The sequence below is a fragment of the Psychrobacter sp. TB20-MNA-CIBAN-0197 genome (assembly GCF_040309765.1).
In the GTDB taxonomy this organism is placed as follows: Bacteria; Pseudomonadota; Gammaproteobacteria; order Pseudomonadales; family Moraxellaceae; genus Psychrobacter; species Psychrobacter submarinus.
Genome location: NZ_JBEOPC010000008.1, coordinates 53,474 through 77,073 on the forward strand (window position 1 = coordinate 53,474; position 23,600 = coordinate 77,073).

Here is a 23,600-nt window from a genome sequence, read left to right on the forward strand (position 1 = left end):
ACGATAAAAGGATAGCCAAAAGCCACGCATGAAATCAAATCCGCCGCAGCATAAAGCAAAGCCCGTGCCTGCTAGTCATAAAACAAGCACCGTTACTGACGCGCTAACATTAACCCCAAGTTTTATTCAGGGCTTAGAAGTGCTGATGCGCAAGCTTGGATATGTTTTTAATGATCCAAGCTTACCTAAGCTGGCTTTGACTCATCGCTCTTTTGATAGTAAAACAAACTACGAGCGCTTAGAGTTCTTAGGGGATGCGCTGCTCGGAATGATCGTAGGTGAAGCTCTATACCATCGTTATCCTACGCAAAACGAAGGACGCCTGACACGTATGCGCGCGACTTTGGTTCGCCAAGAGTCGCTGGTCATCATAGCGCAAAACCTAGAGCTGTCGAATCATCTCATACTCGGTGTTGGTGAGCGTAAGGGCGGCGGTCGTAACCGTGCTTCTATTTTAGCCGACGCGGTAGAGTCGTTAATCGGCGCGATATATCTCGATAGTCAAGATATTAATATTACCCGTAATTGCGTGCTAGATTGGTATGGGGAGTTGATAGAAAACGTCAATGAAAAAAAAGTGCTAAAAGACGCCAAAAGCCGCCTGCAAGAATGGCTACAATCTAAGCAGTTCGAGCTTCCGGTTTATGAATTAATAGAAACTCGCGGTAACGCTCCGCATCAGATTTTTGTTGTTCGCTGTCAGGTAAATATCAGTCAGTGCCCTGATGTGACTGAGTCTGGCGAGAGTCGCCGTATCGCCGAACAAAAAGCAGCTGAGCTGATGATCAATCAGTTGCACAAACTCCCCAAAGCGATAAAAAAACGCCCTTAAGATAAGCCTTACTCTTTACTCTTATCCTTTTATAACTATCCTTAAAGTATCAATTCTTTTACTATAAAAGTCATTACTTTAACCTTAAAGACAAAGCCAATAATATGAGCCAAAATAACGAAACTGAGCCAAACACCGAAATTAACACGCCTAAAAACAGTAGAAAGATAGGCGAGTCGTTAGCGACTGTGCAATCACAAACAGCTAATGTTGCTGACAACAGTGCCGAGACACCAAACACTACTGATAATGACGACGCAATCGATAGTTTCTTTTCAGCGAATAGTCACAACGACATTGCAGAGAATTTCAAAGCCGGTTATGTGGCCATTGTCGGACGTCCAAATGTAGGTAAGTCGACGCTGATGAACCATCTTTTGGGTCAAAAGCTCTCTATTACCTCACGTAAACCGCAGACGACGCGCCACCGTATTCATGGTATTTTGAGTACCAATGAGATGCAGGCGGTGTTCGTGGATACCCCAGGCATTCATCACAATGAAGTGCGCGCGATCAATGAGCGCATGAATAAAGCGGCATTATCAGCCTTAGTCGATGTGGATTTGGTACTGTTTGTAGTAGACTCAGATCAATGGCGTGAAGATGATTTATTGACTCTACAAAAGCTGGGTGAGACTGACCTAAAGGTTGTTTTGATTATCAATAAGGCCGACACGCTAAAAGATAAGGGCGTGATATTACCATTAATCGAAACGTTCAATGAAAGCTTCGATTTTGCCGATATCGTACCGGTTTCTGCTTTGAAGAGCCAAAACTTGGACCGCTTGCAAGAAGTTATTGCTTCGCATTTGCCTGTTGCAGATCCTATTTACGATCTAGAGCAAATCACCGATCGCTCAGAGCGTTTCTTAGCCAGTGAAATTATCCGCGAAAAAATTATGCGTAGCGCCGGAGATGAAGTACCCTATGATCTGACGGTACAAATTGATGGCTTTAAAGATGAAGCGGCGCATAAAGACCCTAAAACCGGGCGTCCTCGCAAAGCTATGACTTTTATTGATGCAACTATCTTTGTCGAGCGTAGTGGTCAAAAAGCCATTGTCATTGGCGAGAAAGGTCAGCGTATTAAACAAGTGGGTATAGTCGCTCGCAAAGATATGGAGCTGCTGTTTGACAAAAAAGTCATGCTCACGCTTTGGGTTAAAGTCAAACGCGGTTGGTCAGATGATGAACGTGCTCTAAATAGCTTAGGGTATTAAGGTACTACTAGTAGAACCAAATACTCTAACTAGATATCAATAAACGCTGAGGTAATAATAGATGCGCAATGAAGCATTAGTAGGTTATTTATTACATCAGCGCTCCTACCAAGAAAAACGTGCGATCTACTACCTTTTTTCTCAGCAGCATGGCGTCGTACATGGTATTGGCAAAAAAGGCGCGCCGCTATTTGCACCATTACAGCTGTTTGCTACCGGTAAGCGTGATCTTAAAACTTTTACCCAAATTACCATCAGTCAGCTCGATCGCCTATTAAACGATGAGCCTACCCCTGCAACAAACCAGTCATCAGCAGTAACATCGCCAGCCGCTCATAACCCACGCTATGGTCAGATCCGCGGTCAACAGCAATACGCGGCTTTATATCTCAACGAGATACTATGGAAGCTACTTCCTAGCGAAGATCCTATGCCAGTGCTATGGCAACATTATCAAGATAGTTTAAATTTACTCAAACAGCCATTAACAGCCGATGAGCTGCGCTTGTGTCTACGTCAATTCGAGCAGCACTTGTTTAAAGAGTTAGGCTTTGCACTGAGCTTAACGCAGGATAGTAACTTAGAAGCTATCGAGGCAGAGACTACTTATCGATTCTTAGCTGATACTGGCTTTGTACCAGTGGTAGCAGAGGAGTCAGCAGACCTTTCTTCCTCAGCAGCAACTTTGTTTCGTGGTCAAGAAATACTGTCAATGACTCAGCTCGGTATTGAAAGCTCAACTTTGAACTCATGGTCGCGCATACATCGTCAGCTTATCGATCAGCTACTCGATTATCAGCCGCTACAAAGCCGTCTGTTATGGCAACAGCAACAGCGTTATCAATAACTTCTCTTCTGTTTAGAAACTTAAAAAATGATTAACAGCCAGTCGGATGAGCGGCGTCAGGTTTGTATTTCACAATACCGCCTTGGTTAAAAGATATTTGATACTTACTTTGATTGTAGCTGGAGGTAGGACAGTATTTGATATGACCAAAAAATCCTCGAGGCCTACCGCTATCGCCCCAAAACTTAATATAATGCCGATTACCTGCTCGCAGATGTAGCTGAGCATACCTAGGAGACAAGCGCTGTTGCTCTAATAACTCATCTGTAGAAATATCGAAGTGCTGATTATCGTTGTGATCAAAGAATAGTAACATCGCTTTATTGCTATTTTTATGACAACGTCCTGCTGAATCTGATAAACAAACAATTAGATTTTGACGTCTTAAATAGCTCTCCGCTTTTGCAGTAGCTAACATAGAGCTTATGTCGTATCTGATGCGCTTAGACTCCATATTGGCTAACTGAGTTAATATAGATGGCGCAGCAATAATAGCTATTATCGCTAAAACACAGACAGTTACGATAAGCTCTACTAAGGTAAAACCCTGATTCCTTTGAATCTGGCATGAGCGTCGCTCGATAGTATAACTGAAAATAAAGTATATAAATAATAATATTAATATAAACGAATATATGTGTAATGGATGATTTAAAGAGTACATGATTTCTTACCGCCCTGAGCTAATTGCTAATTAATAGGGGAATGCGGTCTAAAGTAAATCTTAAATAAATGAGTAAAGCCTACAGCGCACTACTGACATAAATTGTATTTGCGCGCTGTATTTATCTTCAGTGATAGCACTATCTGTTATTGGATAAATAATAAGTCCAATTCTAATAGGATTGTTAGTGCTAGCAAGTGAAATAATGTTTACTAGTATATATAAGCAGAATATAGCCCAACTGTCAAAAAATGTTTCAATTAGTGAATTGAGCGTTTTATGAATAGAGAAAGCTACAAGGATGTATTAGAATACTTAGATACAACAAATAAAGAAGTTGATATTATTTAGGTAGGTTTAGTAACCATAAGTCTAAGGTCAAAAACAAAAAGATTGTGGTTATGTCAGTTGATATCAGGAATGTATCTCAAGTTTGTTTTAGTTACCCTATTATCGTGTAATAATGTGTAGCTGCCTGATAAAAAAAGTTGTAAACTGAATTAATAATCGCTAAGCTACTTCCTAATTACTTTTGTTGTATAATGACACATTCGTGATAGGTGTGTAGTTAACATATCTTAGGAAGTGGTATGACTTGTTTTATCCACTTAAATTATCCTTTGGAGGAAGCTCATGAAATTGAATAAAATCGCTCTAGCTCTGTTCGCTGTAACAGCTGCTCCACTAGCGGCTAACGCTGGTGTTACTATCAGCCCGTTACTATTAGGCTATCATTACAGCGAAGGCGCTGATGATGACCAAGCTGATTTACTAAAAGATTATAGTGGCAATGGTGACAGTTACTACAAAGAAGACGGTCTATATACTGGTGCCGCTTTAGGTATCGAGCTAACGCCTTCTACTCAGTTCCAAGTAGAGTATGGTGTATCTAACACTGACGCTATCCGCCAAGACGGTTCTGATAACTTCGACGCAGAACAAGAAATGATCTCTGGTAACTTCTTAGTTGGTTTTGAAGAGTTCAGTGGTTACACTGAAAATGCATTCAAGCCATACATGCTAGTTGGTGCCGGTCAATCTAAAATCGAAATCGAAGACAGCAACGGTGACAAAGTTTCAGGTACTAAAGACACTATCGGTAACTTAGGTCTAGGTGCTATGTACCGCATCAATGACGCACTAAGCCTACGCGGTGAAGCTCGTGCTATCCATAACTTCGATAACAACTGGTGGGAAGGCATGGCCTTAGCTGGTCTAGAAGTTGTACTAGGTGGTCACTTGAAGCCTACTGTAGCAGTGCCACCAGTTGTAGAGCCTGACGTCTATGTACCACCAGTAGTCGTTGTAGAAGAAGACGTAGACTCTGACGGTGATGGTGTTGTTGATTCACTAGACGCTTGCCCAGGTACTCCAATGAACGTCGTCGTTGACGAACGTGGTTGCCCAATTCCAGTAGATATTACTGATGAGTTGAAAATGGAGCTACGTGTGTTCTTTGATAACGACAAATCTACTATCAAATCACAGTATCAGCCTGAAATCGCTAAAGTAGCTGAGAAGATGCGTGAGTATCCAAACTCAACTGCCCGCATTGAAGGTCATGCTTCAAAAACTGGCCCATCAGCACGTTATAACCAACGTCTATCTGAAGCCCGTGCTGTAGCGGTTAAGTCTATGTTGACTAACGAGTTCGGTATCGCACCAAACCGTCTATCAACTGTAGGTTACGGTTACGACCAGCCTATCGCTGATAACGATACTGAAGAAGGTCGCGCTATGAACCGTCGTGTTTATGCCATCATCACTGGTGACAAAACAATGACTGTAGAACAAACTAAAGATATGGTTGTTCAGTAAGTAGCAAATTGATACCTTAGTTGTTGTACAAAAAAGCCACCTTTAAAGGTGGCTTTTTTCGTTGTATAAAAAGTAATGATATAAATAACTTAATGCAAAAAAGTATTTGCATTAATGTTATACTATCCGCCCAAACATTTTGCAAATGGACAAGTCACCTATTATTGCTGCTATTTAGCAATAGATTTGTCACTATCAGCACTTTACGCGGTAAGCCTTACGCCAAAAAGATCTTTAGGGCGCTAAATGTATTATTTAGTGTCCTAAATCGAAAATTACGGCGTCTATGCCTCCTAATTAATCGTACGCAAATGACGATTGACTACTATCTTCGTAAAGCTTTTGCTAAATTGGTAAATAAAATTTATCCAGTAGCATAGACGGCTACTGTATTTTCTTAAGACAAAACGAGCATTTTATATGGCGAACGATATTAAACACTTGCGTAATATTGCAATTATTGCCCACGTTGACCACGGTAAAACTACTTTGGTTGATAAGTTATTACATCAATCAGGTACTTTTGGCGATCGTGCTAATATTGCCGAACGTGCGATGGACTCTGGTGATATTGAGCAAGAACGTGGCATCACCATTTTAGCTAAAAACACAGCGATCAGATGGACAGATAACTCTGATGATACTGAATATCGTATTAACATTGTCGACACCCCAGGTCACGCCGACTTTGGCGGGGAAGTTGAGCGCGTCATGTCGATGGTCGATTGTGTATTGTTAGTCGTTGACGCTGTTGACGGCCCTATGCCGCAAACTCGCTTCGTCACACAAAAGGCGTTTGAACAAGGCCTGAAACCTATTGTCGTTATCAATAAAATTGACCGTCCTGGCTCACGCCCTGATTGGGTTATGGACCAGATCTTTGATCTTTTTGATAACCTTGGCGCAACTGATGAGCAGTTGGATTTCCCGGTGGTATATGCCTCAGCGTTAAACGGTATTGCTGGTCTGGATGCTGATGATCTGGCTGAAGATATGACGCCGTTGTTTAAAACCATCGTTGATGTAGTACAGCCGCCACAAGTGGATGCTGACGCACCATTTCGTATGCAAATATCTAGCCTTGATTACAACAGCTTCGTAGGTGTTATCGGTATTGGCCGTATTCAACGTGGTAAAGTGTCTACCAATACTCAAGTTACAGTCATTGATAAAAACGGTAACACGCGTAATGGTCGTATTCTTAAAATCATGGGTTATCATGGCCTCGATCGTATTGATGTTGAAGATGCACAGGCTGGTGATATCGTTTGTATCACAGGTATCGATGCGCTTAATATCTCTGATACTATCTGTGATCCAAATCATGTCGAAGCACTACCAGCATTGACTGTGGATGAGCCAACCGTTTCGATGAACTTCCAAGTGAATAACTCACCATTTGCAGGCCGTGATGGTAAGTTTGTGACTTCGCGTAATATCCGTGAGCGTCTAGAGCGTGAACTGATTCATAACGTTGCTCTGCGCGTGGAAGATACTGAATCTCCAGATAAATTCAAAGTCTCTGGTCGTGGTGAACTGCATTTGTCAGTATTGATCGAAAATATGCGCCGTGAAGGGTTTGAGATGGGTGTATCTGGCCCAGAAGTTATCGTCAAAGAAGTCGATGGCAAACTACAAGAGCCTTATGAAAACGTCGTCTTCGATATCGAAGAAGAGCACCAAGGCGCTATCATGGAGCAGGTTGGTCTACGCAAAGGCGAGATGACCAATATGGAGCTTGATGGTAAAGGTCGTATGCGTATTGAAGCGACTATACCTGCTCGCGGTCTAATTGGCTTCCGTTCTGAGTTTTTAACCTTGACTTCAGGCTCGGGTATCATGACCTCAAGCTTCTCGCATTATGGTCCACAAAAGATCGGTGATGTCGGTGGTCGTACTAACGGTGTGTTGGTTTCAATGGCTAATGGTACCTGTTTAGGCTTCGCTCTGTTTAATCTACAAAAGCGTGGTAAGTTATTTGCAGAGCCTCAGCTTGAAGTTTATGAAGGCATGATCGTCGGTCTAAACTCGCGTAATGATGATATGGCTGTGAACCCTACGACAGCTAAGCAGCTGACTAACGTTCGTGCTAGTGGTACGGATGAGGCTTTGACCTTGACGCCAGCGGTTAAGTTCACCCTTGAGCAAGCGCTTGAATTTATTCAAGATGATGAGTTGGTCGAGGTGACACCAAAAGCTATCCGTATCCGTAAGCGTTATTTGACGGAAAGTGAGCGTAAGCGTCACGGTCGTAAGAAGAACGCATAAACCTTGATTTGACTTAGTGTCACAATGCAAAAAGGCTAACCTCGTGTTAGCCTTTTTTTATGTCAAAAATTTATAATAGATAAGAGTAGTCAGCGAATAATAATTAACTGTGCATTGAGCTTGCAACGCTACTATTATTAAGGTATTGCTATTACTAACGTATTAACGCTACTAAGGAGTTACTACGACGTAGTCGTTAGTATTAATCAAGATCTCGGAGGGCTGATCGACTACGATGCGCACTGTATTATCATCGACTGCTTGCGACTTGTAGTAGTTATCCTCGGCGACGGTACAGCCCAAACAGCGGCTCATCGCTTCCCAAGGCTCCACAAATAGTTTTTGCTGCGACTGATCCGCATTACCACCGACGACGGCGAAAGGCAGGCTAACTAAATAGGCGGCTGTACCAGTAACGGCGGCGACTAATTGCAACGGCTTACCTACTACCGTATCGACTACCATAGTGTCATATGAAGGACCAAAATCTGTCTCGTCAATCTCGATTGCCGCTGAGGCTGGATTCATAGTGATAACTACAAGGCTGATACTAGTAAGAACGGTTAAAAGCTTGGACTTAACAGCATGTTGAAAGCGAGTTTTGACAGTCATGATGTCATCCTAAAATAAGGGTGGAAGATAGAGGCTAAGACTATTGCTAAACGTTAGTATTATTGAGCACAACTACTATTAAACATAGCTACTATTAAACCAAGATGTTGGGCGATTAGCAATATAAATCCATGCGCTCCACCTTTAGCTTTATCATTAACGGCTTAATGAATCACTTTTGTCTTGACTACTTTCTATAAAGCTTTAGTGAGTCATGTAGCTAACGATTTGGCTTTGGTAGCGGTTGACACTCAGGGCAGAAGACACTCGCGCGCCCATTGAGCTTGATATTATCCAGAGTAGCGGCGCAGTTCGGACAATCTTCGCCTTGTCGCCCATAAACATTTAGGGTTTGTTGAAAGTAGCCTGTTTGGCCACTAGCTACCGTGAAATCGCGTAGAGTAGAGCCGCCAAGCGTAATGGCTTTATCTAAAATTGCTTTAATATGTTCAACCAGTAGCGCTATCTGCTCATAAGATAAGCTGTTAGCAGGAGTAGCGGGGTGAATCGCCGATAAGAAAAGGCTTTCGGCAGCATAAATATTACCGACGCCCACTACGACTTGCTGCTCCATAATGACTGATTTAATCGGTCGCGTGATAGGTTTTTTGTTCGTTATCTTTTTCTTATCTATGTCATTTTTACTGGCACTGTTATCACTATTGCTGCGTTGAATGACCTGATATAGATAGTCGGTATTAAAATCATCAGATAGCGGCTCAAGCCCGAGGTGATCGAGTAGTTTGGTTTTATAATCGGTATACCAAAGTACCGCGCCAAAACGTCTTGGGTCGTGATAATGTAATTGACTAAGGGTATTGTCTTCATCACTAAAGGTGAGTATCAAATGGTCGTGCTTACGTTTTTCAGTACCATAAGCGTGCTGCTGCAAACTCCCTGACATGCCTAAATGAATAATCAGCTTACGGCTATCGCTATTTGACTCCGTACTTTGTGATAACTGCGCTGATGGTACAAAGCTTAAAATCAAGTATTTTGCACGGCGCTCAACATTCTGTAAGCGGTAACTGGCCAAGGATTGCAAGTCATCAGGCATCTGCCAGCGCAGTTTAGGCTGGAACACTTGTACTGTCTCTACAGTCTTATTAAGTAAAGGCGCAAGACTAGTCTTGGTCGTTTCGACTTCGGGTAATTCAGGCATAAGCGTTTATATCATGACCTTTAAAGGAATGGTTTTGAGTAATTATCAGTGCTAAAGCAGTGCTGTATTAAGGCGCAACCGCTCGGCGTGCGTGCAATATGCCAGGCTGCTGTTCAAGTTTGGCTAACAGTTTAGATAAATGCGCCAATCCTGCTACCTCAACATGGAACTTCAAAAAAGCAATATTATCATCGTTACTTGTGGTGTCCACTTGACGGATATTGACGCTTTCTTTATCGATGACTTGAGTCAAGTCGCGTAGTAAGCCACGGCGATCATACGCCTCGATGTGAATGTCTACAGGCTGATAACGCCCGGATTTTGCTCTCCAAGCTGCACTAACAGCGCGCTCAGGATCGCGCTCTATTAGACGTTCATATTCAGGACAGCCACGATTATGAATGCTGACGCCGCGTGATAAGGTGATATATCCTGAGATAGGTTCCCCTTGTATCGGATGACAGCAGCCTGCCAAATTGATCTCGATATTATCCAAACCTTCTATATAAATCTTATAGGCATCCGCTTTGCCCGTGGTTTTTGGGTCGATAGTAGGAGTGAACTCAGCTTTTTGCTTTTCAGGCTCTAAATGTAGCTGCCTGGAGATATGTCCTGTCAGCTGATTCAGACCAATCTCACCGGTGACTAAGCCGACGATAATATCGTCAGGAGTATTGACATGAAAAAACTGAGTGTAGTCATTCAGATCGATACTGTTTGGATGCACCGATAAGCGCTCAAGCTCACGGCTGAGCATATGTCGACCAATCTCAAGGTTTTTATCGCGGTCTTGCTTATTAAACCATTGACGCAGCTTGGAGCGGGCACGGCTAGTATGAATATAACCCAAAGAAGCAACTAGCCAGTCGCGATTAGGCTCGCGCGAAGCTTTGGTAATAATCTCCACTTGCTCACCGGTTTTGAGCTGATAGGTGAGGGGCACATAACGCTGATTGACCCGAGCCGCTTGCGCGCGATTACCGACTTGAGTATGCACATAATAAGCAAAATCAAGCACAGTGGCATTTTTAGGCAGCTCTATAATGTCGCCATCACGGCTAAAGACGTAGATGCGCTCAAGCTCATCAAAATCAATGGCTTGTTCATCTTCATCAAAGTCATTTAGATCATACTCTACGTCGCTCTCATTATCGCCTTGAGCTTGATTACGCGCTTCGTTATTGATGGATAATAGCTGACGTAGCGAGCTAATTTTTTGGTTGAGATAGTTGTCCTTTTTATTCTTCAGCCCTTCTTTGTAGTTAACGTGCGCGCACATGCCAAGCTCAGCTTCAAAATGCATCTCATTAGTACGAATCTGTATCTCAAGCGATTTATTCTCTGCGATGACAGCGGTATGTAGGGAGCGATAACCATTGGGCTTAGGGTTGGTAATATAGTCATCAAACTGCTCAGGGATATAACGCCACAAGCCGTGTACTAAGCCTAAGACGTGGTAGCAATCTGCAGGGTTTTGGACTAAGACACGCAGCGCACGAATATCATAGAGCTGATCAAAAGATAAGCTTTTGAGCTTCATTTTACGATAAATAGAATAGATGTGTTTGACCCGACCTGAAACCTCGCCTACGATATCAGCATCGATGAGTGCTTGATTAAGCTTGCTCTCTACCCGCTGAATATAAGCTTCGCGCTCGCTACGTTTCTCAGATAATAGCTTGGCAATTTCTTTATAGCGATCAGGGGCAAGATAACGAAACGCTAAGTCTTCAAGCTCCCACTTAAGCTGAGCAATCCCTAATCGATGCGAGAGCGGCGCATAAATCGTCATGACTTCACGAGCCACGCGTTGTTGGCGCTCAGCGCTAGAAAAAGAGAGCTCACGCATTGCAAAGGTACGCTCAGCAAGCTTAATCAGCACTACTCGCACATCGTTAGTGACCGAGATCAGCATGCTATAGATATTAGAGAGCTGGTCGCGCTGTTTATTAATAAAGTGGTCTTCTAAGCGTTTGTTATTTTCAATAATAGCGGACAGCTTACCCATCGCTAATGTATCTTTGACTAACATGCGAATATCAGCGCCAAAATTTTGCTCAATCTCAGCCAGCGAAATCAGAGATTTACGCGCGCTTCGATAGAGCATCGCAGCGACTAATGCGTCTTCGTCCTGATAGAGATAAGTGAGAATATCACTCATACCGATGCCAGTGACATAAGCTCCTGAGCGCTCAGACTCACTGGTATTCATACGGCTGCGAATAAACTCACAAGCTGCCGCCAAATTGGGAACTGAGTCTTGGCCGATACGTTCGGCGACATTATCTAGCCACGCCGGTACATCAATGTTGGCTTGGTCTAAATCTGGAAAATCTGTCGGAGTGTAGGAGTCCGCAGCGTAATCAGCTAGTTTTGGGTCGTGAGTATGATAAGCAAGCGCGGCTGAGCGATCAAATGTGGTATGCAGCTTATGAGTAGTCAGTTGCTGCTTGATATCGAAAGGAATTTGCGCATAGCTATTAGCAGACTGGTGAGAGCGTTGGTTGGCAACCAATTGCGCCGCCAAGCTCGCACTATCTTCTTGGGTAGTTTGACCATCTACTAAGGGCAATCCTTCTCTAATCTTGACCACAGCTGGCTCCTTTTAGCTATTAAAGATTGTTGACAGCGATATTGGTAATCCATCATAAAAATGATCATCAATACCTATAAAACTTAAGCCAAGACAGCCGCCAAAGTAGCAGCTATTATAAAGCGGTGAGTCATCCTAGTTTGTGCTATGACGCTTTAGTTATAAGCTCAAGTAATAACTTTTATAAAAATACTAAAAAATCAAACTATAAGGCTTAGGGCTGCCAAACTCTTTTATTCAAGTTACTAGCATTTAGTTAAGTGGCAGTTAAAGCAAATCATTAAAGAGTGCTTTAATATAGACTAAATGATAATTAAATAAATAGCTGTTGCAAAACCTTAGCAATTTTATGATAGCTGTCACGACTATTATCGCAGTTTGCTGCTATAACTCAAGTTGAGCTCTGTAATATTGCTACTCGTAAACATAATCTTTACGCCATAGAATATAACCCGGGCGCTTTAATAGACTTAGCAAAACAAGTGATTACGCAGATACTTTTTCAAACCTAGCAATCGATTCCACATGACCGGTGTGACAGAACATATCCATAACCCCTGCATGAGTCAGTCGATACCCTTGCTCAAGCAATGCCTTAGTATCGCGGGCAAGCGTCGCCGGATTACAGGAGACATAAACGATGCGCTGGGCATTGAACTTAGGTAGATACTGCATAATCTCCCAAGCGCCTGAACGCGGCGGATCGATAAGCAGCGCATCAAAGCCTTGGTTGGCCCATGGCTCAGTTGTGCAATCTTGGGTCAAGTCTTGACTATAAAACTCCGTGTTATCAAGACCGTTGCGCTTGGCATTAGTAGCGGCTCGTAAAGTCATCTCCGCGCTGCCTTCCACGCCAATCACCAAGCCTGTCTCGCCGACCAAACGCGCTAATGGTAAGCTAAAATTACCTAAGCCACTAAACAGATCTAGCACGCGCTCGCCAGCTTTGAGCTCTAATAGATCACAAGCCAGCTTCGTCATTTTTCTGTTTACCGATAGATTGACTTGGGTAAAATCGGTCGGAATAAACTCATAAGTTAAGTCATATTCAGGCAACTGGTAATATAAATGGCCAAACTGCTCGCTCATATCGTCATCTGGGGTTAAAGCGATACGCTGAATGCTATCGACGCCTTTAGATTGTAGATATAACTGCCAATTGCGCGCGGCAAAAAAGGCTTTTAGCTTATCGATATCGGCATCTGATAAGGGCTCTAGATGACGGACAATCAGTGCTACCGGCTGTGTACCATCGGGTAGCTCAGGAATATACTCACCCATCGCCAGCTCAAGCTGGGCAATCTTGTCACGGCTTTCGAGCGTACTGATTAGCGTCTTTAAATTCTCAATCTCAAAACCGATACGTGGATCTAAAATATGACACTCGTTTAGCTCGGCCAAAAAGTTACTTGAACGCTCACGGAAGCCGACTAGCGCGGTTTCTTTTTTGGCGACATAGCGCACGCCAAGACGAGCCTTCGTACGATATCCTAATCTATCGCCAACCACCGGCTCTAACCACTGCTCCGGCTGCACATCAGCTTGATGCTCGAGCATCTCAGCCAGCACGGACTGTTTAAAGCTGATCTGGCTATCTGGTTGCCAATGCTGCAAGTTACAGCCGCCGCAGACGCCAAAGTGCGGGCAAGGTGGCACTGCGCGTTCTGGATTGGGGTTGGCAGTAACCTCTATAGCATCGCCTTCCTCAAAGCTGGCTCGGCTATTGGTCAGCTTGACTAAGGCGCTCTCTCCTGGCAAAGCAAAGCTGACAAAGACTTTTTTGCCATGCTTATCTTCAAGGTGACCCTTATCTGCGCCAAAGCCATTACCATAGATGGCTACACCGCGACCATCATGAGAAAGACCGTCGATAGTAAAAGGTACTGGCGGTGCATCTTTTAAGCGCCGACGAGTCTTTGAGGACGGTTTCGATTTCTTTTTATTAGGCGGGGTGATAATCGCCTTGCTGTCTCTTTTATTAGAGCGAGTCTGAGCAGTAGCATCACTGCTATTAACATTGTTCTTAGTGTTTTGATCGTCGGTGGGCTGCATAAACCTGCCTTAGCAATAAATGATAAAAATAAGTAAAAATTGAAAATGGGTGTACTGGGTTAATAAATATGAGACTAATAAATACGGCCGATAGCTGATATCTTAGCTAGCATCACTTTTACTTAGCGTCACTAAGAAGGTAATGACCACTCATCAAGAAAGCTTTGATGACGCATGCGCCCATCGGCTTGCGTAAAGCCGGTCAGATAATCGCGGCTTTGCTGTTGCCACTCTATAAACCCTGTGGATGAGAGCTGTCCAGTCAAGCGCAGCCAACGCAAGTATATCAGCCAAGTGTTCATCACATCGGACTCGCAATATATCGATAGCGTCTGCCATTCCTCATTACTGACCAGCTCCCCAACCATACTACCATCGACATCCGTCTTGCCCGGCAGACCGTAGAGACTAGCGACCACATCCATCGCTTCACGTCGAGAGGCGCCATACTGACTAAACCGATCCATCAGATCCAAATGCCGAGTTTGGAAGCGATTGACATAATTGTTGAAGCGCATGTTTTTGATACGCTCGCCCTCTTCAAATAACCAAGGCGCTGAGAGGTCATATTGCATAGCCCGATAAATAAGCACAGGAATATCAAAACCTGAGCCATTCCAGCTGATCAGCTGTGGTAGCTTTTCTAAATCGCTAAAGGCGCGGAAAAACTTTGCTAGTATCTCTTTCTCACTGAAACTATCCGCTGTTAAGGAAAATAAAGAGAATTGACCGTCTTTGATATATAAAGCGGAGATACAGACGATACGCTGTAAGGGCAGGCGCATAAAATCATGCCCGGCTTCTTGGGTGCGAATAGCCGTCAGCGCACTTAAAGTATCAGCATCGTTGAGACTCGCCAATTGTGGATAGATACGACGGGCCGCCTCAGTATCAGCGATGGTTTCGATATCGAATACTAAGACGGGATTAGCGGGTAGGGCTTGGCTCATAAATAGTCCTGATGGCACTTATAATTGCGCTTAGCGCTATAATTGGTCGGCTATAACAGGCGATGCTATAAACACTCTTAAGCTGAAGCACTATCATCAGCATCATTAACGTTATATAACCCAGTTGATAAATATCGATCGCCGCGGTCGCAAACGATAAAGGCTATCACCGCATCCGGATTGGCTTTGGCAACTTGCACAGCAGCCCAAGCTGCAGCTCCTGAGGACACACCAGCAAAGATGCCCTCGAGCTTGGCAAGCTTACGCATATAGACTTCAGCGATTTTTTGATCGACATCCATAACCTCATCGACCAAGTCAGCATTATAGATGCCCGGCATATAAGCAGCTGGCCAACGACGAATACCAGCGATAGACGCTTCTTCATCTGGCTGTAGACCGATGATTTGGATATCAGGATTTTGCTCTTTTAGATATTGACTGACGCCAGTGATGGTGCCGGTGGTACCCATAGAGCTAATAAAGTGGGTAATTTTACCGCCCGTTTGCTGCCATAATTCAGGGCCAGTCGTGAGATAATGCGCTTGACTGTTATCCGGGTTGTTGAACTGGTCTAGCACTATACCTTTGCCATCAGCTTGCATTTGTAAAGCCATATCGCGTGCCGCTTCCATACCTTCATCGACTTCAATCAACACAGCGCCGTAGGCCGCCATGGCGTCTTTACGCTCTTGGGTTGAATTGGTAGGCATCAATAGAGTAATCGGATAGCCGCGCATAGCCGCAACCATCGCCAAGGCAATGCCAGTATTGCCGCTAGTGGCTTCGATGAGCATATCACCAGGCTTTATGTCGCCGCGCTGTTCTGCTTGATAGATCATATTAAAGGCAGGGCGGTCTTTTACCGAGCCTGCTGGGTTATTGCCTTCAAGCTTGGCAAGCAGTTGAGTGCTGTCAGTCACCTCTTCTTGCGCAGGTAAACGCTGCAACCTGACCAGCGGTGTCTGACCCACGCAATCGGCAAGCTGTGTGACTTGAGTAATAAAATTAGCATTGGCGGTAGACGACATGGGGCATCCTATTATAATAAAAGTTAATGTTGCAATGAGCGCTATTTTGAAGTGTTTTAGCTCATATTATTGGCTAGTGTGAAGGCAAAGGTATAGTGAATAATGAGCTTGCTACTGGCTATGGCTAATCGCCAAAACGCTATAGCAAAGCTAATAAAATGTAGCGTGAATAAAAACTGGTCTTATTATATCATTTTGTTTTTGGCTACGCTTAGCGCATCATTAATTACTTGTGACCAAATGAGAATTAAGGGGCAAATTAAGGAGCAGGAGGATTGATTCACAGAGACGCTAAGAATACTGCTAAAATGGAATTTATTATCGCAATTGTCCTAGCAATCATTCGATCCATTCCTTTGAAGTGACCTATAGAGTCGTTGGAGTTTATTTTTAGCATGGCATATAAAAAACGCTTTGATACGAGTAGCGCTTACGGTCAGTTGATCCTACTGGTGTTTTTACCCATATGCATCCTAGCCGCAGTCGGCGGCATATTGGTATTTTATGAGACCATGCGCGCCTCTAACTCTGAGCAGCAAGCCTTAGCTGAGGCGGTGCTCATTCGCTATAAGCCGACTATCGCTGAGATTGCGCCAAAGTTACTGGAGCAGCCTCAGGGTTTAGCGGCTACGCAGACCAACTCGCTAGAAACTCAAACAACGCTCGCTGCCATACAAGAAAAGCTGAGCAATATACAGTCAGAGCAGCATGTGCAGCGTATCGCTATTATCGATGAGAGTAATCAAGTCTTAGCAAGTGTCGGTTACGGCGTAGAAGAACAGTGGCCGCAGATTAATCCTGCCAAGAGCGTTATGATGCAGCAGCCTACCGCCATAGGCACCGCTTATGGATTACCTCTAAGTGATTCTGCCGATCAAAGGCTGTGGCTGCTCATTGATATGGATAATGAGCCGTTATATTTGGCGCGTTACCGTATCGCTATGGCCTTAGCAATTACTGGTTTACTTACTATTTTGATATTACTGCTTAGCCTCAATATCTATGCCAAGCGCTGGATAGCCCCTATTTATGAGCTGCGGCTACAGCTACAGCGTACTACCGTTGATAATTTATATAAGCCTATCTTGACCGAGTCTAACGGCGAGCTAAATTTGCTACAGCAAGATCTAGTCAGAACCTTGCGCCGCTTACATAGCAGCTTTCAGGAACTAAGAAACCACGCCGAACAGACCGAAGATGATTTGCGCCTAGCCTTTGATGAGATGGAAATGCAAAACATCTCGATTCGTAATGCCCGTGACGCTGCCATATCCACCAGTCAAGCCAAGTCGGCATTTTTGGCAAATATCAGCCATGAGCTGCGCACCCCGCTCAACAGTATTGACGGCTTTATTAATCTACTTGCTCGTCATGGCGAGCTTAATACTGAGCAAGATCTATATGTGCAGACTATTCGCAAGTCCTCGGCGCATCTATTGGCGCTGGTCAACGACGTGCTTGATTTCTCCAAAATAGAAGCAGGTAAGCTGGTGCTTGATCGTCACGAGTTTGATCTCTACAGCACTATTTATGATGTGGTCGATATGTTGTCTCCTGTCGCCGCTGAAAAAGGCTTGCGGATGGCGGTATTGTTCTATAATGATGTGCCTATGCAGATCGTAGGGGACGCTCTAAGACTCAAGCAAGTACTGACCAATATAGTAGGTAATGCCATTAAGTTTACTGATAATGGCGATGTGGTCGTGCGCGTCAGCTTGGACGACTATCAAGATAACTACCTAATGATTAGTGTGCAAGATAGTGGTAAAGGTATCTCAGAGGCCGACCAAAATATGCTGTTCCAAAGCTTTAGCCAAGGTGACCCTTCTATCACTCGGCAGTATGGTGGTACTGGACTTGGGCTTGTTATCTCAAAACAGCTGACTCGGCTGATGGGCGGTGACATTGGTTTTTATGATAATGCACAAGAAAATATCGCTAATAAGGGCGCGACTTTTTGGTTTAGAATGCCAACCCACGTTGATGTGTTAGAAGCGGCAAGCGGAAACACCATTTCGCTACCTATGCTTGCACCGCTAGCGGGAGCGGGCGACGAGTTTCATATGCTGGTGTGGATCAATCATACCGCATCCCTACAAGTGCTCAAAGCCAGCCTACAGAATCTTCCTATCAAGCTGACTCAAGCCAACTCCTTGCCAGGGGTGCTTGAATCGCTAAAAGAGCAAGATAACTATTGGGATTGGGTGATCGTTGATAACGATAACCAAGATGATATGATGGCGCTACTCAAGCAAATCAGGCTACATTATCAAGGTAAGCTGGCGGTATTTGGCTACCAAGTGGCGGCTGATCAAGCCCTGCTAAATCGCTATCATGCCGATATCTTGTATGAGCCATTGGATAAGCGTCAGCTCTACGCTATTTTAGACACTCAAAATAAAAAAGCGTTAGTACAAGTGCAAGAGCCGCGCTGGCAGGGAATCACGGTACTCGCTGTCGATGACCATCTGCCTAACCTTTTGGTATTGGACGCGCTTTTAAGCGAGCTTGGTATCCATGTCATCACTGCCAATAGTGGCTTTGAAGCGATAGAGCTGATCAGTAAACAGCAGGCTAGGCAAGCCAAAGCCAATAACAAAAGTGCCACTCAAAGCTTATCGAGTAAGACTCAGCGCTCAAAAGCAGAAGCGCGCGAGCAGCTCAGTAATGCGCCATCTTTATTGAAGCCAAGCACTGAAAAAACCACAACAGAAAAAGCAACGACCACTCATCATGACATCGATCTGATATTTATGGATATCCAAATGCCGCGAATGTCAGGAAGAGAGGCTACCGAACAGATCCGAAAAATAGAAGCAGCAGACAGTCATATTCCTATTATCGCGCTGACGGCTCACGGCCTATCTGATGAGCGCGACCGCCTTATTGCTAGTGGTATAGATGATTATGTCGGTAAGCCTATTAGCCAGCCGCAGTTACTACAAGTGCTACAAAAATGGCTAGGGCGCGCCGCAACCAAGCATATGGCGACGAGTACTCAGCTGGCGCACACTAATATAGAGGATTCGAGTTTGGCCGATTTGAGTGCCAATAATGCCAATGACACTCAGTTAAAGGTAAGCGATCAAGACAATAATGAGGGTAAACAAACCCAGCTACACCCCAAGAAAAACAATAAAAAAATGCTGCGTCCGCTATCGCTAAAGAAAATTCGCGATAATTATCTGCGTGATAATGTACACGATACGCTACGTGACAACCTACCGGATACTCAGGCAGCTCAAGGCTATGGACGTAATAGCACTCAAGCTCGTTATAACTATCTCGATCAAAGAAAACTATCACAAAGTCCTTTAGAGCCTGATGTTCATTTGCAACCAAATCAAAGCTATGCAACGGATCGGCAGCTACTACCTCTAGAGCAGCCCTCTACGACAAACGCCACTGTCAGATCTGATATTTTGGACTGGCAAGATGCATTGACCCGTTCAGCGAATAAGCCAGATCTGGCAGCGAAGCTTATCATCATGATGCTCGATACTATCGCTGATGAAAAAGAAGCGCTCGCTCAAGCTTGGCAAGCAAAAGATCGTCATATACTTGCGCAGATTGCTCACCGTATCCTAGGAGCTAGTCGCTATACTGGCGTCCCGCAGCTGCGTCTTGCCAGTCAAAACCTAGAAGATAAGTGCTTGTTAAACGTACAACATACCACTCCTGCACAGTTTGCCATGCTACAGCCTTATTATGAAGACTTAATGACCGCGCTCAATAATCTACAAAAGCTAGATTTATCGCCTTATTCTGAGCTCAATTATCACCGTCTAAGCGAAAACGATATGAACTGGAAGATGATTTGAATGGATAGTCAGTTATTGCTAGGGTAGCTTTGAGATAACACTGCTATGATTAAAATTCATTTTAACTTTCACTTTAAGGTTCACTTTGTCGACCACTATTTAAGGGACTAACATGCACGCCATCGCCGCTTATGAATACCAAACGCTACAAGTCAGTGTCAGTCAAAACATAGCCACTGTCACTTTGAGTCGCCCGCAGAAAAAAAACGCTCTGAGCTTTCAGATGGTGGATGAGCTCATTCGTGTTGCAGGCCATATTAGCAAAGACAAAAGCTTACGAGCGGTAATATTAAAGGGTAGCGAAGGTGCTTTTTGCGCCGGTATCGACCTAGGGGATTTGAATAATCCAAAAAACCAGCTATATGCGATGTGGGAGCTGATTAAGCCGAAACAAAGCCTGTTTCAGCGTGTCTGTTTGGTATGGCGTGATCTGCCTGTCCCAGTGATTGCAGTACTAGAAGGCCACTGCATCGGTGCTGGCATGCAACTGGCACTGGCTTGTGATGTACGCATCAGCCACCCTGATTGTAAGCTATCGATTATGGAGGCAAAATGGGGTTTAGTACCGGATATGGGCTTGACTCAGTCCGCGCTTGGTGTCGTGCGTGAAGACGTACTCAAAGAGATGGCGATGACGGCGCGTATCGTGGATGCTACTGAAGGTAAAGAGCTGGGCCTAGTCAGTCATTGTACTGAGACGCCTCTTGAGCACGCGCAAAAGCTAGCCGAAGAGCTAGTAGAGCGCTCCCCTGATGCGGTGCTGGCAAGCAAACGTGTTATCAATGCCATGCATCACCAGCCAGCACTAGTGCTGTATAAAGAAAAAATGTGGCAAATGAAGCTGATGCTTGGTCGTAATCGCAAACTTGCGCTTAGAAAAGCCAAACAAGCGAGCACGGTGTTCGCTAAACGTCAATTCCGCTAACCGTTTAGGCCCGTAGCTAAGAAAATAGCTTAGCGTGAAACGAATAGAGGTTTTCTTAGAGTGCTGTGTCTACGCTGACAGAGGCTGCGTAACATTCATCCTAATTCCGCTGTATTCTTTTTATACTGAGCTTACTATCGTAATGATTATATGATCGGTATACTTTAAGCGTTATCACTCCATTGAAAAAGCAGCAGACAGTCCGATATAGGATTGTCTGCTGCTTTGTTTGCGTAGTAGTGTTTACTGGTAAATACTATCCTTAACCTTATAAACCTGTCTTTCACACCATAATCATAAACGGTACGTACTATGTCTGCTCCAAAACCCAATGTCACAAATGACAAAAAGGCTGCTCGTCAAAAAGCCGCCGCCACTAGAGTACGCTCATCAGAGCTACCGGTAGCTTGGATTATGATGCTAGGGCTTATTGTGGCGATAGGGCCGTTATCTATTGATATGTACTTGCCTGCACTGCCTGCTATGGCAGATGACTTTGGTGTATCGACCGCTTTTATGGCCAACTCCGTACCGGCATATTTTGTTGGTTTGGTTTTTGGTCAGCTGATCTATGGGCCACTGAGTGATCGCGTCGGCCGCGTCAAGCCGCTTTATTTTGGCATGGCGCTCTACGTTGTCGCATCCATAGTTTGTGCTACGACAAGCAGTGAATATGTCTTATTTGCAGGCCGTACTGTGCAAGCGCTTGGCGCTTGTGTTGGCGCTGTAGTGACGCGAGCGGCAATTCGTGACAGGCTGACAGCGAAGCAAACCGCAAAGGCTTTTTCTATCATGATATTAGTGATGGGTCTGGCACCAATTTTAGCGCCTTCGCTTGGCGCTTTATTCCTACAGTTTTTTGATTGGCATTCTATTTTTTGGTTCTTGGCTGCTTTTGGCATGCTCAATCTACTACTCACCAAGTTCTTCTTCTTTGAGACCTTAAGCGAAGAAAATCGCAATGCTCGCCCAGCCAAAGAAGTGCTGAGTCAATATTGGGACTTACTAAAAGATCCAAGGTTCAACTATCCTGCGATAGGCGGCGGCTTATTGATGGGCGCGATGTTCGTCTATATCAGCTCAGCTTCCGAGCTTATCATGGATACTTATGGCGTATCGGCGACTCATTTTGGCTGGCTCTTTGGTATGAACGCGGCAGGTTTTGTGGGCTTGACTCAGCTAAACCAGTGGCTCACTAACCGATTTCGGATTCTAAGTATCCTGCGTTTTGGGACGATGATGCAGGTCATCTCTGCTGCTGCATTATTTATAATCGGGTTGATTTTCGGTACTGATGCTTGGTTGCCGCTGGTGTTAGGATGCATCTTTTTCTGTATTGCAGGACTAGGACTGACCCAGCCGAACGCTTCTGCTATCGCTTTAGCCTTTCAAAAAACCCGTGCGGGTATGGCAAGTGCTATGCAAGGCTCACTGATGTTTTCAGTCGGTATCTTTGGCGGCTTGCTATTAAACTTATTCCCCGTTAACCCCGTATTAAAAATAGGTATCGCGATGTTTTCGCTGATGAGCCTTGGCGCATTCTTGATTTGGCAAATCGATCGCAATCTTAACCTTGATGATGCGGAGTGAGTTTGATAAACGCTTGCTTAGGGCTTTTAGTACATTCTGTAAGCTATAAAAAAAGCGCTATCAATCAAAGCATCAAGCAACAAAGTGCTAGAGCTTACCCTTGCTTTTATGATAAAATACAGCGCAGCTATTTATTGCAGGGCGGTTTTAATATTTTAGTTTAACTGTCCCTCGCAAGTGGCGCATTCTTTAAACCAACCAATGACACACATCTTACGATAAAAGATGACTGGGTGTTTGGCGATTTGATTAATTTGTCTGAGTGCTTTTTTATAATTTTGATTATTTAATAACGCTTTAGCAAATGCGTGTCGCTAGATAGGTCGTTTTTGTAAGATGGAGGCATAACCCAACCAAGGATAATATCATGGCTATAGACAACCCAACTCAAGTATCAATGCGCGACCTTCTACAAGCAGGCGCTCACTTTGGTCACCAAACACGTTTTTGGAACCCAAAAATGGGTCCTTATATTTTCGGTGCTCGTAACAAGATTCACATCATCAACTTAGAGCACACCGTTAAATCATTTAACGAAGCACTAAACTACGTCAACAACCTAGCCGCTAAGAAAAACAAAGTCCTATTCGTAGGTACTAAGCGCGCGGCAAGTGGCGTTATTCGTGAGCAAGCACAGCGTGCTGGCATGCCTTATGTTGACCATCGCTGGCTTGGCGGTATGTTGACTAACTGGAAAACCCTACGCCAGTCAATCAACCGTCTAAAAGATCTTGAGAAGCAAAGCGAAGACGGTACGTTTGCTAAGCTAACTAAGCGTGAAGCGCTAGAGCGTACTCGCGACATGGAAAAACTAGAGCGCTCTTTAGGCGGTATCAAAGACATGGGCGGCTTACCTGACGCTATCTTTGTTGTTGACGTCGATCATGAAGCGATCGCGATCAAAGAAGCCAAAAACCTAGGTATCCCAGTTATCGGTATCGTTGATACCAACTCTAACCCAGATAATGTTGATTACATCATCCCTGCTAACGATGATGCTATCCGTGCCGTGACTCTATATGTCACAGCAGTAGCCGATGCGGTTATCGCGGGTAAAGAATATGCTCAAACGCAAGCAGGCGGTAAAGCTGACCAGCAAGCTCCTGCTGAGCAAGAAGCACCAGCTGAAGCCAATGCTACTGAGCAGCCTGCAGAAGCTCCGGCTACTAAGAATCCAGCGGAAGCACAAGCTGATCTATAAATAGCCCTAAGATA

Annotated in this window: 16 protein-coding genes; 9 read left to right on the forward strand and 7 right to left on the reverse strand. The window is 44.4% G+C overall.

Going from position 1 to position 23,600, the window contains the following annotated elements; genetic code table 11:
• The first annotated feature begins 28 nt into the window (after positions 1-28).
• The 3 genes from rnc (at position 29) to recO (ending at position 2,899) form a co-directional block, all read left to right on the forward strand.
• On the forward strand, positions 29-832 hold the full coding sequence (gene rnc, locus AAEY83_RS03970; RefSeq protein ID WP_025646504.1) for a ribonuclease III: 804 nt from the start codon (positions 29-31) through the stop codon (positions 830-832).
• A 104-nt stretch (positions 833-936) separates the two neighbouring features.
• Positions 937-2,052, forward strand: coding sequence for a GTPase Era (gene era / locus AAEY83_RS03975; protein ID WP_025646505.1), 1,116 nt, complete (start codon positions 937-939; stop codon positions 2,050-2,052).
• Positions 2,053-2,113: 61 nt separating this feature from the next.
• Positions 2,114-2,899, forward strand: a complete 786-nt coding sequence (gene recO, locus AAEY83_RS03980; protein ID WP_025646506.1) for a DNA repair protein RecO — start codon at positions 2,114-2,116, stop codon at positions 2,897-2,899.
• 31 nt (positions 2,900-2,930) lie between these two features.
• On the opposite strand, the gene AAEY83_RS19130 is transcribed toward recO, so the two are convergent.
• Positions 2,931-3,563 carry a pilus assembly FimT family protein gene (locus tag AAEY83_RS19130; RefSeq protein WP_084212645.1) on the reverse strand — a complete coding sequence of 211 codons (633 nt, stop codon included), beginning with the start codon at positions 3,561-3,563 and terminating at the stop codon, positions 2,931-2,933.
• A gap of 633 nt (positions 3,564-4,196) precedes the next feature.
• Here AAEY83_RS19130 and AAEY83_RS03995 point away from each other — a divergent pair.
• Both AAEY83_RS03995 and typA read left to right on the forward strand, forming a co-directional pair.
• The gene (locus AAEY83_RS03995) at positions 4,197-5,381 is read left to right on the forward strand and encodes an OmpA family protein (protein ID WP_025646507.1); all 1,185 of its coding nucleotides are present in this window, start codon (positions 4,197-4,199) and stop codon (positions 5,379-5,381) included.
• A 420-nt stretch (positions 5,382-5,801) separates the two neighbouring features.
• A complete protein-coding gene (typA, locus tag AAEY83_RS04000) occupies positions 5,802-7,649 on the forward strand; it encodes a translational GTPase TypA (protein WP_025646509.1) in 1,848 nt (615 codons plus the stop codon).
• Between the two features lie 171 nt (positions 7,650-7,820).
• On the opposite strand, the gene AAEY83_RS04005 is transcribed toward typA, so the two are convergent.
• The 6 genes from AAEY83_RS04005 to cysM form a co-directional block, all read right to left on the reverse strand.
• The gene (locus AAEY83_RS04005) at positions 7,821-8,261 is read right to left on the reverse strand and encodes a hypothetical protein (protein ID WP_025646510.1); all 441 of its coding nucleotides are present in this window, start codon (positions 8,259-8,261) and stop codon (positions 7,821-7,823) included.
• A gap of 220 nt (positions 8,262-8,481) precedes the next feature.
• Positions 8,482-9,423, reverse strand: a complete 942-nt coding sequence (mutM, locus tag AAEY83_RS04010) for a bifunctional DNA-formamidopyrimidine glycosylase/DNA-(apurinic or apyrimidinic site) lyase (RefSeq protein WP_025646511.1) — start codon at positions 9,421-9,423, stop codon at positions 8,482-8,484.
• Positions 9,424-9,490: 67 nt separating this feature from the next.
• Complete coding sequence (locus AAEY83_RS04015) at positions 9,491-12,016, reverse strand: RelA/SpoT family protein (RefSeq protein ID WP_025646512.1); 2,526 nt, start codon at positions 12,014-12,016, stop codon at positions 9,491-9,493.
• Positions 12,017-12,502: 486 nt separating this feature from the next.
• On the reverse strand, positions 12,503-14,068 hold the full coding sequence (gene rlmD / locus AAEY83_RS04020) for a 23S rRNA (uracil(1939)-C(5))-methyltransferase RlmD (protein WP_025646513.1): 1,566 nt from the start codon (positions 14,066-14,068) through the stop codon (positions 12,503-12,505).
• 131 nt (positions 14,069-14,199) lie between these two features.
• Complete coding sequence (locus tag AAEY83_RS04025) at positions 14,200-15,018, reverse strand: 3'-5' exonuclease (RefSeq protein WP_025646514.1); 819 nt, start codon at positions 15,016-15,018, stop codon at positions 14,200-14,202.
• A gap of 77 nt (positions 15,019-15,095) precedes the next feature.
• Positions 15,096-16,049 carry a cysteine synthase CysM gene (gene cysM, locus AAEY83_RS04030; RefSeq protein WP_025646515.1) on the reverse strand — a complete coding sequence of 318 codons (954 nt, stop codon included), beginning with the start codon at positions 16,047-16,049 and terminating at the stop codon, positions 15,096-15,098.
• Between the two features lie 395 nt (positions 16,050-16,444).
• Between cysM and AAEY83_RS04035 the strand changes: the two genes are divergently transcribed.
• From AAEY83_RS04035 to rpsB, 4 genes are all read left to right on the forward strand, one after another.
• On the forward strand, positions 16,445-19,870 hold the full coding sequence (locus AAEY83_RS04035) for an ATP-binding protein (RefSeq protein WP_025646516.1): 3,426 nt from the start codon (positions 16,445-16,447) through the stop codon (positions 19,868-19,870).
• A 112-nt stretch (positions 19,871-19,982) separates the two neighbouring features.
• Positions 19,983-20,795, forward strand: coding sequence for a crotonase/enoyl-CoA hydratase family protein (locus AAEY83_RS04040; protein ID WP_025646517.1), 813 nt, complete (start codon positions 19,983-19,985; stop codon positions 20,793-20,795).
• A 312-nt stretch (positions 20,796-21,107) separates the two neighbouring features.
• A complete protein-coding gene (locus tag AAEY83_RS04045; RefSeq protein ID WP_025646518.1) occupies positions 21,108-22,385 on the forward strand; it encodes a multidrug effflux MFS transporter in 1,278 nt (425 codons plus the stop codon).
• A gap of 367 nt (positions 22,386-22,752) precedes the next feature.
• Positions 22,753-23,586, forward strand: coding sequence for a 30S ribosomal protein S2 (gene rpsB / locus AAEY83_RS04050; RefSeq protein ID WP_037059466.1), 834 nt, complete (start codon positions 22,753-22,755; stop codon positions 23,584-23,586).
• Positions 23,587-23,600: the final 14 nt, after the last annotated feature.

Bases quoted from the DNA above. Each gene is read 5' to 3' on its own strand.
- rnc (WP_025646504.1), top strand. From the start codon at position 29: ATGAAATCAAATCCGCCGCAGCATAAAGCAAAGCCCGTGCCTGCTAGT.
- era (WP_025646505.1), top strand. From the start codon at position 937: ATGAGCCAAAATAACGAAACTGAGCCAAACACCGAAATTAACACGCCT.
- recO (WP_025646506.1), top strand. From the start codon at position 2,114: ATGCGCAATGAAGCATTAGTAGGTTATTTATTACATCAGCGCTCCTAC.
- AAEY83_RS19130 (WP_084212645.1), bottom strand. From the start codon at position 3,563: ATGTACTCTTTAAATCATCCATTACACATATATTCGTTTATATTAATA.
- AAEY83_RS03995 (WP_025646507.1), top strand. From the start codon at position 4,197: ATGAAATTGAATAAAATCGCTCTAGCTCTGTTCGCTGTAACAGCTGCT.
- typA (WP_025646509.1), top strand. From the start codon at position 5,802: ATGGCGAACGATATTAAACACTTGCGTAATATTGCAATTATTGCCCAC.
- AAEY83_RS04005 (WP_025646510.1), bottom strand. From the start codon at position 8,261: ATGACTGTCAAAACTCGCTTTCAACATGCTGTTAAGTCCAAGCTTTTA.
- mutM (WP_025646511.1), bottom strand. From the start codon at position 9,423: ATGCCTGAATTACCCGAAGTCGAAACGACCAAGACTAGTCTTGCGCCT.
- rlmD (WP_025646513.1), bottom strand. From the start codon at position 14,068: ATGCAGCCCACCGACGATCAAAACACTAAGAACAATGTTAATAGCAGT.
- AAEY83_RS04025 (WP_025646514.1), bottom strand. From the start codon at position 15,018: ATGAGCCAAGCCCTACCCGCTAATCCCGTCTTAGTATTCGATATCGAA.
- cysM (WP_025646515.1), bottom strand. From the start codon at position 16,049: ATGTCGTCTACCGCCAATGCTAATTTTATTACTCAAGTCACACAGCTT.
- AAEY83_RS04035 (WP_025646516.1), top strand. From the start codon at position 16,445: ATGGCATATAAAAAACGCTTTGATACGAGTAGCGCTTACGGTCAGTTG.
- AAEY83_RS04040 (WP_025646517.1), top strand. From the start codon at position 19,983: ATGCACGCCATCGCCGCTTATGAATACCAAACGCTACAAGTCAGTGTC.
- AAEY83_RS04045 (WP_025646518.1), top strand. From the start codon at position 21,108: ATGTCTGCTCCAAAACCCAATGTCACAAATGACAAAAAGGCTGCTCGT.
- rpsB (WP_037059466.1), top strand. From the start codon at position 22,753: ATGGCTATAGACAACCCAACTCAAGTATCAATGCGCGACCTTCTACAA.